Source organism: Methylobacterium sp. Gmos1 (genome assembly GCF_053764715.1).
In genome coordinates this window covers 1-13,177 of record NZ_JBSNCC010000033.1, presented here as the reverse complement: position 1 = coordinate 13,177, position 13,177 = coordinate 1, and the positions used below count along the sequence as shown (strand labels likewise).

The following is a 13,177-nucleotide window of genomic DNA, read 5'->3' as shown; positions in this document are numbered from 1 at the left end:
GCATGAGCCTCACCCCCGACAGCCCGGTCGCCACCCAGGTGGTGCCCTCCCCCAACCACGACGAGCGGACCCTGCCGGTCGACGCGCTGATCCTGCACTATACCGGCATGGCGAGCGCGTCCGAGGCGCTCTTGCGGCTGTGCAACCCGCTCGCCAAGGTCTCGGCGCACTACCTCGTCTTCGAGGAGGGCCGGGTGGTGCAGATGGTGCCGGAGGCACGTCGCGCCTGGCAGGCCGGCGTGTCGGCCTGGGAGGGGGTGCGGGACGTGAACTCGCGCTCGATCGGCATCGAGATCGCGCATCCGGGCCACGCCTCGGACGGCAGCATCCCGCCCTACCCGGAGGCGCAGGTCGCCGCGGTCACGGCGCTCTGCCGCGACCTCCTCGGGCGCTGGCCGATCCGCGCCGACCGGGTGCTCGGCCACTCCGACATCGCGCCCGAGCGCAAGATCGACCCGGGCGAGAGCTTCCCCTGGGAGGCCCTGCACCGGAACGGGATCGGCCACTGGGTGCCGCCGGCCCCGATCCGCGACGGGCGCTTCTTCTCCGAAGGCGATGCCGGCCAGCCGATCGAGGCGCTGCAATCGATGTTCGCGCTCTACGGCTACGACGTGCCGGTGAGCGGCACCTTCGACGCCCGGACGAAGGACGTGGTCACGGCGTTCCAGCGCCACTTCCGCCCCGCCCGGGTCGACGGGGTGGCCGACGCCTCGACCATCACGACGTTGCGCGACCTGCTGGCAGCGAAGCCCGCGTAAGAGACCGCTTCACCGCTCCTCGATCGTCAGCTTCTGGAACCCCTTGGCGGCGAGCTTCGGTCGCTTGGCGCTGAGGATGCGGGAATTGACCCCCGTCCAGCCGATCTCGCCCGAGAGGCGGCCGTACTCGATCTTCGGGCAGCGGTTCATCACCACGGTGACGCCCCGCGCCTCGGCCCGGGCCGCGCCCGCGTCGTTGCGCACGCCGAGCTGCATCCAGATCACCTGGGGCAGCGGATCGAGGGCGAGCGCCTCGTCGACGAGGGGGCCGGCGGCCTCGGAATTGCGAAAGATCTCGACCATGTCGACGGGCTGGGCGAGGTCGGCGAGGCGCGCCACCACGGGCCGGCCCAGAATCTCGCCCCCGGCGAGGCCCGGGTTGACCGGGATCACCTGGTAGCCGCGCTCCAGGAGGTACTTGGTGACGATCCAGCTCGGCCGGGCCGGGTTGGCGGAGGCCCCGACGAGCGCGATCGAGCGCACCTGCCGCAGGATCTTTCTCAAGGCCTCGTCGTCGTAGCGGTCGTGGTTCATCGGGCCGCCCTCTTGTCGAGGAAGGCCGCGATGCCGTCCTCGGCTGAGCGGGCCAGCATGTTCTCGGTCATCACCCGGCCGGCATGGGCGTAGGCCTCCGAGAGCGGCATCTCCAGTTGCTCGTAGAAGGCGCGCTTGCCGACCCGCACGGTGTAGGCGCTGCGGGCCGCGATGCCGGCGGCGAGGCCTTGCGCGGCGTCGAGCGCGGTGCCGGCCGGCACCACCCGGTTGACGAGGCCGAGCGCCTTCGCCTCCTCCGCCTCCGCCATCTCGGCGGTGAGCAGCATCGCCATCGCGGCCTTGCGCGACAGGTTGCGCGAGAGCGCCACCATCGGGGTCGAGCAGAACAGGCCGATCTGCACCCCGGGCGTGGCGAAGCGCGCCTCACTCCCGGCCACCGCGAGGTCGCAGGAGGCCACGAGCTGGCAGCCCGCCGCCGTGGCGATGCCCTCGATAGCGGCGATCACCGGCTGAGGCAGGGCGGGGATCGCCATCATCACCGACGAGCAGAGGTCGAACAGCGCCTTGAAGCGCGCAGCACCCCGGTCGGCGTCCGCCCGGTAGGCGGTCATCTCCTTGAGGTCGTGGCCGGCGCAGAAGGCCGGCCCTTCCGCGGCCAGCACCACGGCGCGCACGCTCTCGTCGGTGGAGAGCCGGGCGAACTCTTCGGAGAGCGCGGTCAGCATCGCGTGCGAGAGGGCGTTGCGGGCCCGCGGCCGGTTCAGGGTCAGGGTCGCGACGCCGTCGCGGTCGTCGCGCAGGATCAGGGTCTCGGACATGCGGTCTCGGCTAGGGGCGAAACGGATGGCCTATTGTCCGGTGCCGGGCGCCGTGCTGCAAGATCGTGCATGACGCCAACCGGACAAAGCCCACGCATGCCTTCCCTGATGATGGACCGCGACGCGGTCGCGGCCTTCCTCGACGAGGTCTTCCCGCAGATCCATCACGGCGGCCCGGGGCCGGTGGTCGAGAGCGTCGGTCCTCTCACCGCGACGATGCGCCTGCCCTACCACGAGCGCCACCTGCGCCCCGGCGGCACCCTGTCGGGTCCCGCGATGATGGGGCTCGCCGACGTGGCGCTCTACGTCGCGATCCTGGCCCAGATCGGACCGGTCGCGCTCGCCGTCACCACCAACCTGTCGTTCAACTTCATGCGCAAGCCCGCGAAAGAAGACCTCCTGGCCGAGGCCCGCCTGCTCAAGCTCGGGCGCACGCTCGCCGTCGGCGAGGTGCTGATTCGCAGTGCCGGCCGAGAGACCGGCAATGACGATCTCGTCTGCCACGCCACCGGCACCTACGCGCTGCCGCCGCGCTGAAACAGGCCCCAATTCAGCGGTATCATGATACCGCTTCACGGAAACCACTCGAAAAACTCAGCTTTTTGCCTCCCGGGAATTTCGGTGTCGCTTGACGCCGGCGCGTTCCTCGATTACTGAGCCGGCCATCGCCGCCACGCGCTCGTTCCCGACCGCGGCGGCGTCATGTTTTTTGTCCAAGACTTCCGGGACCTATCCGCGATGAAGACCTTTTCGCTGAAGCCCGCCGACGTCGACAAGAAGTGGGTGATCATCGACGCGGAGGGCCTCGTGGTCGGCCGCCTGGCGTCGGTCATCGCGATGCGTCTGCGGGGCAAGCACAAGCCCCAGTACACGCCCCACGTCGATTGCGGCGATAACGTCATTGTCATCAATGCGGAGAAGGTGAAGTTCACCGGCCGCAAGTATAACCAGAAGGTGTACTACCACCACACTGGTTATGCGGGTGGCATCAAGGAGCGCTCGGCCAAGTTCATCCTCGAGGGCCGCTTCCCCGAGCGCGTCGTCGAGAAGGCCGTCGAGCGCATGCTGCCGCGCGGCCCGCTGTTCCGGCAGATCCTGGGCAACCTCCGGGTCTACAAGGGCAACGAGCACCCCCACACCGCCCAGCAGCCGGAGACGCTCGACGTCGCCGCTCTCAACCGCAAGAACGTGAGCGCGTAAGATGGCGACCCTTCAGTCCCTCGCCGACCTCGGTCAGGCCAGCAAGGCCCAGAACTCGTCGCAGGGCGAGAACGAGGCCCCGGTCCACGTCCAGAAGCTGGACTCCCTCGGCCGCGCCTACGCCACCGGCAAGCGCAAGGACGCGATCGCCCGCGTCTGGATCAAGCCCGGCGCCGGCAAGATCACGGTGAACGACCGCCCGGTCGACACCTACTTCGCCCGCCCGGTGCTGCGCATGATCCTGCAGCAGCCGCTCCAGATCGTCGACCGCGTCGACCAGTACGACATCGTCGTCACGGTTGCCGGCGGCGGCCTCTCCGGCCAAGCCGGCGCGGTGCGCCACGGTCTGTCCAAGGCCCTGACCTACTACGAGCCCGCGCTGCGCAGCCCGCTCAAGCGCGAAGGCTTCCTGACCCGCGACCCGCGCGTGGTCGAGCGCAAGAAGTACGGCCGCAAGAAGGCTCGCCGCAGCTTCCAGTTCTCGAAGCGCTAAGGCGACCTCTTCGGTTGTCGCGACATGGAAGGGGCGGGCCCCCGCGGGCCCGCCCGTTGTGCGTTTTGGGCTCAGGCGTTCAAAGCCCGCTCCAGCTCGCCCTTCGACATCGTCGAGCGGCCCGGGATGTTCTTCGCCCGCGCCTTCTGCATCAGCTCGGCCTTGGTAGGCCCGCCATCCCGGCCCCCGGCCTTGTGCGACGCCTTGCGGGCGGCGGCGGCCTTCTTCGCCACGTCCTTCGGCTGCTTCGAGTGCTGCTTGCCCTTGGCGCTGTCGGCGCGCTTCTTGGCGGTCGAGCGCTTGTACTCGTCGTCGGAGAGCTTCTCGCGCGCCTTCTTCGGCAGGTAGCGCTCGCCGGTCTCACCACTCTTCTTGCCCGACTTCGTATCCCACTCCTCGTCGGTCCACTGCTTGAGGTGGTTGTCGGACGACTTCTTGCCCTCGTAGCCGCCGCCTTCCTCCTTGTATTCCTGCACGGCCATCTGCGCCTTGCGGGCCGACCACTGGCCGGGCTTGCCGCCCTTGGAGGAGCGGGTGACGTCCTTTTTGACCTTGTCCCAGAGCTTCGGGTCGGTCTTCTTGGCGGTGGCGGCCATGGTGTGCTCCTCACATCGTCTGCTGTCGATCTGGCAGCACAACCGGGGCGCACGGACCGGGTTCCTCTGGGGCGCGGTCGTGTTGTGGAAACGGCGCGACACTCAATCGTCGCAGTCGCCGTGGCACGCTCGATGCCCCGGGCCGTCATGGCGGATTGACTCGACGGTCCCCCGCCGCCAATCAACCCGCGCGTCGCCCGGCATCGGCCGGCCCGCGCCACGGAGCCTATCGCCCATGACCCGCAAGCACAGCCCGAGCGTCTTCATCGACGGCGAGGCCGGCACGACCGGTCTCGGCATCCGCGAGCGCCTGGACGCCTTCAGCGACATCACCGTCCGGTCGATCCCGCACGAGAGCCGCAAGGACCCGGAGGCGAAGCGCCAACTCCTGTCCGAGGTCGACCTCGTCATCCTCTGCCTGCCCGACGAGGCCTCGCGCGAGACCGCGGCGCTCGCCGATTCGCTGTCCGGCGGCGGCCCGCGGCTGCTCGACGCCAGCACCGCCTACCGGGTCGACCCGGCCTGGACCTACGGCTTCGCCGAGCTGGCCCCGGGGCAGGAAGCCGCGATCCGGGCCTCGCGCCGCGTCTCGAATCCCGGCTGCTACCCGACCGGCGGCATCGCGCTCCTGCGCCCGCTGATCGATGCCGGCCTGATCCCGGCCGACTTCCCCATCAGCATCAACGCGGTGTCGGGCTACAGCGGCGGCGGCCGCAAGATGATCGAATCCTACGAGGCCGGCGAGGCCCCGGCCTTCCAGCTCTACGGCCTCGGCTTCAACCACAAGCACCTGCCCGAGACCCAGACATACAGCGGCCTGACCCGGCGCCCGATCTTCGTGCCGTCGGTGGGCAACTTCCGCCAGGGCATGCTGGTGTCGATCCCGCTCCACCTCGACCTTCTGCCCGGCAAGCCGAGCCCGGGCGACCTCGAGGCCGCCCTCGTCGCCCGCTACGAAGGCGCCAGGCTCGTCAAGGTGGTGACCGGGGCCGAGGAGGGCGCGCATCGCGAGCGCATCGAGCCCGAGGCGCTGAACGACACCGACCGGCTCGAATTGCGGGTGTTCGGCTCCGACAGCCACCGCCACGCCGTGCTGGTCGCCCGCCTCGACAACCTCGGCAAGGGCGCCTCGGGCGCCGCGGTGCAGAACCTGCGCCTGATGCTGGACCTGGATTGAGGATCCGGTCGCCGAGAATCCGTTCTCTCCCATCCGCGACCTCATCCTGAGGTGCGAACGCAGTGAGCCTCGAAGGGGAGGCCTCCAGAAATCTCGGCGATACCTGGAGCCCCCCTTCGAGGCCGCTGCGCGGCACCTCGGGATGAGGTTGTGGGTGGGGATGGAGGTCGTTGGCCGAGCAGGCTCCGAGCCCTACCCCCGCGGCGGGATCTCCAGCCCCCGCTGCACCGCCGGCCGGGCCAGCCCCCGCTCCAGCCAGGCTGGGACGTGGGTGAGCGCGTCGTACTCCACCAGATCCCGCGCCTCGTAGAAGCCGATCAGGTTGCGCACCCAGCCGAGCATCGCGATGTCGGCGATGGTGTAATCCGCGCCCATGATCCAGTCGCGCCCGGTGAGCCGCGTCTCCAGCACCCCGAGCAGCCGCTTCGACTCGTCGCGGTAGCGATTGAGCGGGCGCTTGTCCTCGATCTCGCGGCCGGCGAACTTGTGGAAGTAGCCGAGCTGACCGAACATCGGCCCGAGCGCCGCCATCTGGAAGAACAGCCACTGCGCCGTCTCGTAGCGCCCGGCCGGATCGGCGGGGATCAGCCGCCCGGTCTTCTCGGCGAGGTACATCAGGATCGCGCCCGATTCGAACAGGGCGAGCGGCTTTCCCCCCGGCCCGTCCGGATCGATAATCGCCGGGATCTTGCCGTTGGGGTTGAGCGAGAGGAATTCCGGCGTCCAGGTCTCGTTCTTGCCGATGGCGACGGTGTGGGCCTCGTAGGGGAGACCGAGTTCCTCGAGCGCGATCGACACCTTCACGCCGTTCGGGGTCGGGAAGGAGTAGAGCTGGATCCGGTCCGGGTGGCGGGCCGGCCAGCGGGCGGTGATCGGGAAGGCGGAGAGGTCGGACATCGCGAAACGGCTCCCTTGAACGGGCCGCGACGATACCCGCCCTCCCCTGCCGGGCAAGCGGTGTGTCAGCTCTTCGCCGCGAAGTGCTTGGCCACCAGCGGCAGGTGGTCGGCCCCGTGCCCGGCCTCGACCAGGCCGTCGAGATCGGCCAGCACGCCGTCGGCGACCGCGTGCTCGGCGCCCAGCGTCTCGGCCATCGCCACGTAGTAGCCCAGGTCCTTGTGGGCATTGGCGATCGAGAACCGCATCGGCGAGGAATCGCCCGCGAGCAGGTAGGGCGAGAGCCGGTCGAGGGCCGCGCCGTGGCCGCCGCCCTTGCGCAGCACGTCGACCAGGATCTCGGGCGCGAGGCCGGCCCGGCCGGCGCAGGCCGCCGCCTCGGCGATCAGCGTGACTGAGCCGAGCGAGACGTAATTGTGCAGGAGCTTCAGGGTGTGGCCCGCCCCGGCCTCGTGCCCGGCGTGGAATATGTTCTCCGCGAAGGCCGAGAGCAGCGGCTTCATCGTCTCGAACAGGTCGGGCTCGGCCCCGACCAGCAGGTTGAGGCGCCCTTCCGCCGCCTCCTTCGGCGTGCGGGTCATCGGCGCGTCGAGGAAGCGCCCGCCGGCTTGCGCCACCGCCGCCGCGACCCGCGCCGTCGAGGCCGGGACCGCGGTCGAGCAATCGACCACCACCGTGCCCGGCCTCAAGGCCGAGAGGAGCCCGCCCTCGCGCTGGCCGTCCCGGCCCAGCAGCACGTCCTCGACCTGCGGCGTGCCGGTGACGCACAGGATCACCACCTCACTCGCCCGCGCCAGCGACGCCCGGTCGGCGTGGCGCGTCGCACCGAGCGCGTCGAGGTCGTCCGTCGGCTGGTTGCCCGGATGGTCGAGGTAGCCGAGCGGCCAGCCCTTGCGCGCCACGTTGAGGGCGATGCCGTGCCCCATCAGCCCGACGCCGACGATGCCTATGGTCTGCTTGCTCATGATGGTCGTCTCCTGGAGATGAACGAAGTCAGGCGAGGGCCCGGCGTACCGCGTCCGTCACCTCGGTGCAGGTCGCGCCGCCGCCGAGGTCGCGCGGCACCGCCCGGCCCTCGGCGAGCACGGTGCCCACCGCCGCCTCGATCCGGTCGGCCGCCGCCTTGAGGCCGGCATCGGCCTTCCGGTCGGAGAGCCAGCGCAACATCATCACCCCCGACAGGATGGTGGCGATCGGGCTCGCGGCGTTCTGCCCGGCGATGTCCGGCGCCGAGCCGTGGGCGCCCTGGAACAGCGCGTGGCGGTCGCCGATCTCGCCCGAGGGCGAGATGCCCATGCCGCCGACGGTCGCGGCGCCGAGATCCGAGATGATGTCGCCGAACATGTTCTCGGCCACGATCACGTCGTAGAAGTCCGGCCGCTTGAGCATGTGCACGGTGATCGCGTCGGCATAGGCGTAGTCGATGGCGATGCCGGGATAGCCGGCATGGACCTCGTCGCAGATCCGGCGGAAGAAGGCGTAAGACCGCAGGATGTTGGCCTTGTCGCAGACCGTGACCCGGCGCTGCCCGTCCCGCGGCGCCCCGTTGCGCCCGGCGGCGAGGTCGAAGGCGAAGCGCGCCACCCGCTCGGTGCCCTTGCGGGTGATCACCAGGCTGTCCGAGGCGATCTCGTCGCGCAGGACCACCCCGGCGCCGCGGCTGGCATAGAGACCTTCGGTGTTCTCGCGCACGACGACGTAGTCGATGCCGCCGCCCTCGAAGGCGCGCAACGGCGAGAGCACGCCCGGCAGGAGCTTGATCGGCCGGACGTTGGCGTAGAGGTCGAGGCGGAAGCGCAGCCGCAGGTGCAGGTCGTTGCCGACCTCCGTCCCGTCCGGATAGACGACGCCCGGCAGGCCGGCGGCCCCGTGCAGGATCGCATCCGCCTCGCGGCAGCCCGCGAAGGTGTCGTCCGGCAGGACCTCGCCGCTCTTCACGTAGTGCCCGGCGCCGCCCTCCAGCCTCTCGAAGGCGAGGGTGCCGGTGCCGCAGGCCTCGGTCAGCACCGCCAGCGCGGCCTTCGTCACCTCGGGCCCGATGCCGTCGCCCTCGATGGTGGCGATGCGGTACTGCGCCATGTCCGCGCTCCTCCCCTTGAGATCCGCGTTCGCCGCGGAACCTTTGCGGGGGCGCCTAGCATAGCCCCGCGGGCCGGGACATCCGGTCCGACGCATGCGAGGGATACACGGCAAGGGAGGAAGCCGCCGATGACGGAAGCGCCGTTCACCTACCACGTTCCGGACATAGCCCTCGCCGACCTGCGCGAGCGCCTGGCGCGCACCCGCCTGCCCGACCAGGCGCCGGAGGCGCCCTGGACCTACGGCACCGACGTGACCTACCTCGCCGACCTCGTCGCCTACTGGCGCGACCATTTCGACTGGCGCGCGCAAGAAGCCGCCCTCAACGCCTTCCCGCAAGCCAAGGTGCGGGTGGGCGAGATCGACCTCCATTATCTGCAAGTGCCCGGACAGGGCCCCAACCCGCGCCCGCTCCTCCTCTGCCACGGCTGGCCCGGCTCGGTGTTCGAGTTCCTCGACCTCATCCCGCGCCTGACCGACCCGGCCCGCTTCGGCGGGAGCCCTGAGGACGCCTTCACGGTGGTGGCCCCCTCGCTCCCCGGCTACGGCCTGTCCTTCCGCCCCGGCCAGCCGCGCCTCGGCGTCGAGGAGATCGCCGACCACTTTGCGGAGTTGATGACCCGCCTCGGCTACGACCGCTTCATGACGCAGGGCGGCGACTGGGGCGCCTTCATCACCACCCGGCTCGCCTGGCGGTACCCGGAGCGGGTCGAGGGCCTGCACCTCAACATGCTGCCGGTGCGCCGCGACCTGTCGGGCCGCGACGCGACGCCCGAGGAAGCGGCCCATTACGCGCGCGTCGGCACCTGGCTCAAGGAAGAGACCGGCTACCAGTGGATCCAGGGCACCAAGCCCCAGACGCTCGCCTTCGCGCTGACCGACTCGCCCGCCGGCCTCGCGGCCTGGATTGCGGAGAAATTCCGGTCGTGGTCCGATTGCGACGGCACGATCGAGACCGCGATCCCCCGCGACCGGATGCTCGCCAACATCTCGCTCTACTGGTTCACGGGTGCGATCGGCTCGTCGTTCCACCCCTATTTCGCGCGGATGCACCGGCCCTGGCCGGTCCCGGACGGCGAGACGGTGCGGGTGCCGACCGCCTACGCGGCGTTCCCGAAGGAGATGGTGCGCCCGCCCCGCTCGCTGGCGGAATCGACGATGTTCCCGGATCTGCGCCGCTGGACCGAGATGCCGCGCGGCGGCCACTTCGCGGCGCTGGAGCAGCCCGACCTCCTCGCCGAGGACGTGCGGGCCTTCGCGGCTTCCTTACGCGGATAACCCAAGCTGGCGCCGAAGATGCATGGCGGCGGGCTCCAGCCCTCGCACGCGGCCGCCCCATGCATCGTCAGCCCTTCCCCAGAGTGATGCGCGCGTCCGGAGACCGGGCGTGAGCGAGCCCGACGGCTGGGCCGAGCGCCGGCGCATCGCCGAGCAGGCGCGGGGCGAGCGCGCCTGGTCGCTATGGGGCCCCTATCTCAGCGAGCGGCAATGGGGCACCGTGCGGGAGGATTACAGCGGCGACGGCAACGCCTGGCGCTCCCTCACGCACGAGGAGGCGCGCTTCCGGGCCTATCGCTGGGGCGAGGACGGCATCGCCGGGCTCACCGACGATCACGGGCTGATGTGCCTCTCGCTCGCCCTCTGGAACGGGCGCGACCGCATCCTGAAGGACCGCCTGTTCGGCCTGACCAACGAGGAGGGCAACCACGGCGAGGACGTCAAGGAGGTCTACCACTACCTCGACGCGGTGCCGAGCCACGCCTACCTCAAGTACCTCTACCGCTACCCGCACGGCCCGTTCCCGTACGAGGCGCTGCTCGCCGAGAGCCGCCGCCGGGGCCGCGACGCGCCCGAATACGAGATCGAGGAGACCGGCATCTTCGACGGCCGGCGCTTCTTCGACGTCACGGTCGAGTACGCTAAGGCCGACGCGGACGACATCCACGTCGTCGTCACGGCGGTGAACCGGGGGCCGGAGCCGGCGGCCCTGCACCTCGTGCCCCAGTTGTGGTTCCGCAACACCTGGTCCTGGCGCGAGGGCGGCGAAGCCTGGCGGCCCCGGCTGACGGCGCGCCCGGACGGCAGCGTCGCCTGCGAGCACCCGCGCCTCGGCTCCTACCGGCTGACCTATGACGGCGCGCCTCGCCTGCTGTTCTGCGAGAACGAGACCAACCCGCGCCGGCCCGGCGCACTCGGGCCGTTCAAGGACGGGCTCGAAGCGGCGATCGTGGCGGGCGATACCGACGCCGTCGTGGCGGAGGGCGGCACCAAGCTCGGCCTGCACTACGCCCTGACCCTGCCGCCCGAGGGCCGCGCGGTCGTTCGCCTGCGCCTCGCGGCCGGCGGCACGCCGCGCCCGGTCGACGCGGGCGGCGCCGTCCTCGCCCGGCGCCTCGCCGAGGCCGACGCCTTCTACGACGCCCTCCAGGACGGGATCACCGACCCGGACGAGCGCCGGATCTACCGCCAGGCCGCCGCCGGGCTGATCTGGACCAAGCAGCTCTACCGCTACGACGTCGGCCTGTGGCTGCGCGGCGACCCGCTCCAGCCCCCTCCCCCGCCGGAGCGCCGCCGCGGCCGCAACGCCGGCTGGGCCCACATGGCCGCCGCCGACGTGCTGTCGATGCCGGACAAGTGGGAGTATCCGTGGTTTGCCGCCTGGGACCTCGCCTTCCACTGCATCCCCTTCGCCCTGCTCGATCCGGACTTCGCCAAGGCGCAGCTCCTGCTCCTGACCCGCGAGTGGTACATGCACCCGAACGGCCAGCTCCCGGCCTACGAGTGGGAGTTCGGCGACACCAACCCGCCGGTCCATGCCTGGGCGGTGCTGCGGGTGTTCGAGATCGACCGCGACCGGCGCGGCGGGCGCGGCGACCTCGCCTTCCTGGAGGGCGTCTTCCACAAGCTCCTCATCAACTTCACCTGGTGGGTGAACCGCAAGGACGCGACCGGCCGCAACGTCTTCCAGGGCGGCTTCCTCGGCCTCGACAATGTCGGGGTGTTCGACCGCTCGCGCCCGCCCCCGGGCTTCGGCCTCGTCCATCAGGCCGATGGCACCGCCTGGATGGCGATGTACGCGCTGACCATGATGCGCATCGCCCTCGAGCTCGCCCTGCACAACGACGTCTACGAGAGCACGGCCTCGAAGTTCTTCGAGCACTTCCTGCTCATCGCCGAGGCGATGACCGACATGGGCGGTGAAGGCTTCGGGCTCTGGGACGAGGAGGACGGGTTCTACTACGACCAGGTCGACCTCGCCGACGGGCGCATGACCCCGCTCCGGGTGCGCTCGATGGTCGGGCTGGTGCCGCTCTTCGCCGTCGAGGTGATCGACCCCCTGATGCTCCAGCGCCTGCCGGACTTCGCCCGGCGCCTGCACTGGGTGCTGGAGAACCGCCCCCACCTCGCCCGCCTGGTCTCGCGCTGGGCCGAGGGCGGCGTCGGCGACCGCAAGCTGCTGTCGCTCCTGCGCGGCCAGCGGATGAAGGCGCTCCTGCGCCGCATGCTCGACGAGGCGGAATTCCTCTCGGCCTACGGCGTGCGCTCGCTCTCCAAGGCGCATCAGGCGCAGCCGTTCACCCTCGACGCGCTCGGGGCCTCGTTCACCGTGCGCTACGACCCGGCCGATTCCACCTCGGGGATGTTCGGCGGCAATTCGAACTGGCGCGGGCCGGTCTGGCTGCCGATGAACTACCTGATCGTCGACTCGCTCCGGCGCTTCCACGCCTATTACGGCGACGACTTCCGGGTCGAGTATCCGACCGGATCGGGGCGGCTCCTCTCCCTGTCGGAGATCGCCGATGCCCTTGAGGACCGGCTGATCGCCTTGTTCACCAAGGACGAGGCCGGCCGCCGCCCGGCCCTCGGCGACGCCCCCCGCCCGCCGGACGGCGACGACGAGGCGCTGCTGTTCCACGAGTTCTTCGACGGCGACACCGGCCGCGGCCTCGGCGCCTCGCACCAGACCGGCTGGACCGCCCTGGTTCTCAACCTGCTGCACCGCCGCGCCCGGCGGCGCCCGGGCGAGGGGTGAGCGTCTCCGGCATCGCGGTCCACGCATCTCGCGAACCAGCGCCGAGGTGTCGACGGCAGATCTTGAACGACGTGCGTGCATACCTATCTAGGGTACAAGCCGACTGCAGGGCTCGGGCAGTCCACTGCCCTCCCCCGTCGCCTCGGCCGCATCCTCCGGGATCCGGCCGAGTTGACAGGCGAGCCGGCTACCCTTAAACGACCGCTCACCGACGGGGCGCCGAGACATACGGCTCAGCCCGAAGGACTTCCTCAGAGACGGCGAAGCAAGGGCCAGGGCAACCCGGCGCTGCTTTCTGTTCTCCAGGGTATAGGATCAGGCTTCGGCCCGGTCAGCTCTTTGACAAGTTCATACGAGAAAGAGAAGCGTGGACGGCGTCGTCCCTGCGGGCCGGTTCTTCGGAACCGGTCGTGAGTAGGATGATGCTGGTCTGACGTTTCGGTGCTCACACGATCAGGTGGAAACGCCGATCGATTGTGAGCCTCCGTTTTGTTGTGATCAGCTTTGATCAGCTCTTCAACTTGAGAGTTTGATCCTGGCTCAGAGCGAACGCTGGCGGCAGGCTTAACACATGCAAGTCGAGCGGGCATCCTTGTGGTGTCAGCGGCAGACGGGTGAGTAACGCGTGGGA

Annotated in this window: 13 protein-coding genes and 1 rRNA gene; 8 read left to right on the top strand and 6 right to left on the bottom strand. The window is 70.3% G+C overall.

From position 1 onward, the window contains the following. Positions 1–2: 2 nt before the first annotated feature. Positions 3–758: an N-acetylmuramoyl-L-alanine amidase gene (locus ACS5PV_RS31060; RefSeq protein ID WP_455399175.1), complete on the top strand. Its 756-nt coding sequence runs from the start codon at positions 3–5 to the stop codon at positions 756–758. Between the two features lie 9 nt (positions 759–767). On the opposite strand, the gene ACS5PV_RS31055 is transcribed toward ACS5PV_RS31060, so the two are convergent. Together ACS5PV_RS31055 and ACS5PV_RS31050 are read right to left on the bottom strand one after the other, a co-directional pair. Continuing rightward, on the bottom strand, positions 768–1,292 hold the full coding sequence (locus tag ACS5PV_RS31055) for a CoA-binding protein (protein ID WP_455399174.1): 525 nt from the start codon (positions 1,290–1,292) through the stop codon (positions 768–770). Further along, a complete protein-coding gene (locus tag ACS5PV_RS31050) occupies positions 1,289–2,071 on the bottom strand; it encodes an enoyl-CoA hydratase (protein ID WP_455399173.1) in 783 nt (260 codons plus the stop codon). Before ACS5PV_RS31050 ends, ACS5PV_RS31055 begins: the two co-directional genes overlap by 4 nt. Positions 2,072–2,167: 96 nt before the next feature. On the opposite strand from ACS5PV_RS31050, the gene ACS5PV_RS31045 reads away from it, so the two are divergent. The 3 genes from ACS5PV_RS31045 (at position 2,168) to rpsI (ending at position 3,764) form a co-directional block, all read left to right on the top strand. After that, positions 2,168–2,608, top strand: a complete 441-nt coding sequence (locus ACS5PV_RS31045) for a PaaI family thioesterase (protein ID WP_455399172.1) — start codon at positions 2,168–2,170, stop codon at positions 2,606–2,608. Positions 2,609–2,809: 201 nt separating this feature from the next. Next, positions 2,810–3,271, top strand: coding sequence for a 50S ribosomal protein L13 (gene rplM, locus ACS5PV_RS31040; protein WP_455399171.1), 462 nt, complete (start codon positions 2,810–2,812; stop codon positions 3,269–3,271). Between the two features lies 1 nt (position 3,272). Next, the gene (rpsI, locus tag ACS5PV_RS31035; RefSeq protein ID WP_455399170.1) at positions 3,273–3,764 is read left to right on the top strand and encodes a 30S ribosomal protein S9; all 492 of its coding nucleotides are present in this window, start codon (positions 3,273–3,275) and stop codon (positions 3,762–3,764) included. Positions 3,765–3,835: 71 nt separating this feature from the next. On the opposite strand, the gene ACS5PV_RS31030 is transcribed toward rpsI, so the two are convergent. Then, the gene (locus ACS5PV_RS31030; RefSeq protein ID WP_455399169.1) at positions 3,836–4,360 is read right to left on the bottom strand and encodes a DUF5872 domain-containing protein; all 525 of its coding nucleotides are present in this window, start codon (positions 4,358–4,360) and stop codon (positions 3,836–3,838) included. A gap of 235 nt (positions 4,361–4,595) precedes the next feature. Between ACS5PV_RS31030 and argC the strand changes: the two genes are divergently transcribed. After that, positions 4,596–5,537, top strand: a complete 942-nt coding sequence (gene argC / locus ACS5PV_RS31025; protein WP_455399168.1) for an N-acetyl-gamma-glutamyl-phosphate reductase — start codon at positions 4,596–4,598, stop codon at positions 5,535–5,537. Positions 5,538–5,729: 192 nt separating this feature from the next. On the opposite strand, the gene ACS5PV_RS31020 is transcribed toward argC, so the two are convergent. The 3 genes from ACS5PV_RS31020 to ACS5PV_RS31010 form a co-directional block, all read right to left on the bottom strand. Beyond that, positions 5,730–6,434, bottom strand: a complete 705-nt coding sequence (locus ACS5PV_RS31020; RefSeq protein WP_455399167.1) for a glutathione S-transferase N-terminal domain-containing protein — start codon at positions 6,432–6,434, stop codon at positions 5,730–5,732. Between the two features lie 65 nt (positions 6,435–6,499). Continuing rightward, the gene (locus tag ACS5PV_RS31015; RefSeq protein ID WP_455399166.1) at positions 6,500–7,399 is read right to left on the bottom strand and encodes an NAD(P)-dependent oxidoreductase; all 900 of its coding nucleotides are present in this window, start codon (positions 7,397–7,399) and stop codon (positions 6,500–6,502) included. A gap of 28 nt (positions 7,400–7,427) precedes the next feature. After that, a complete protein-coding gene (locus ACS5PV_RS31010; RefSeq protein ID WP_455399165.1) occupies positions 7,428–8,513 on the bottom strand; it encodes an isocitrate/isopropylmalate dehydrogenase family protein in 1,086 nt (361 codons plus the stop codon). A 129-nt stretch (positions 8,514–8,642) separates the two neighbouring features. Here ACS5PV_RS31010 and ACS5PV_RS31005 point away from each other — a divergent pair, with 129 nt between their 5' ends. From ACS5PV_RS31005 to ACS5PV_RS30995, 3 genes are all read left to right on the top strand, one after another. Continuing rightward, positions 8,643–9,791, top strand: coding sequence for an epoxide hydrolase family protein (locus tag ACS5PV_RS31005; RefSeq protein WP_455399164.1), 1,149 nt, complete (start codon positions 8,643–8,645; stop codon positions 9,789–9,791). 109 nt (positions 9,792–9,900) lie between these two features. Beyond that, positions 9,901–12,546: an MGH1-like glycoside hydrolase domain-containing protein gene (locus ACS5PV_RS31000; RefSeq protein WP_455399163.1), complete on the top strand. Its 2,646-nt coding sequence runs from the start codon at positions 9,901–9,903 to the stop codon at positions 12,544–12,546. A 517-nt stretch (positions 12,547–13,063) separates the two neighbouring features. After that, positions 13,064–13,177 (top strand): 16S ribosomal RNA (locus ACS5PV_RS30995); the annotation flags it as partial.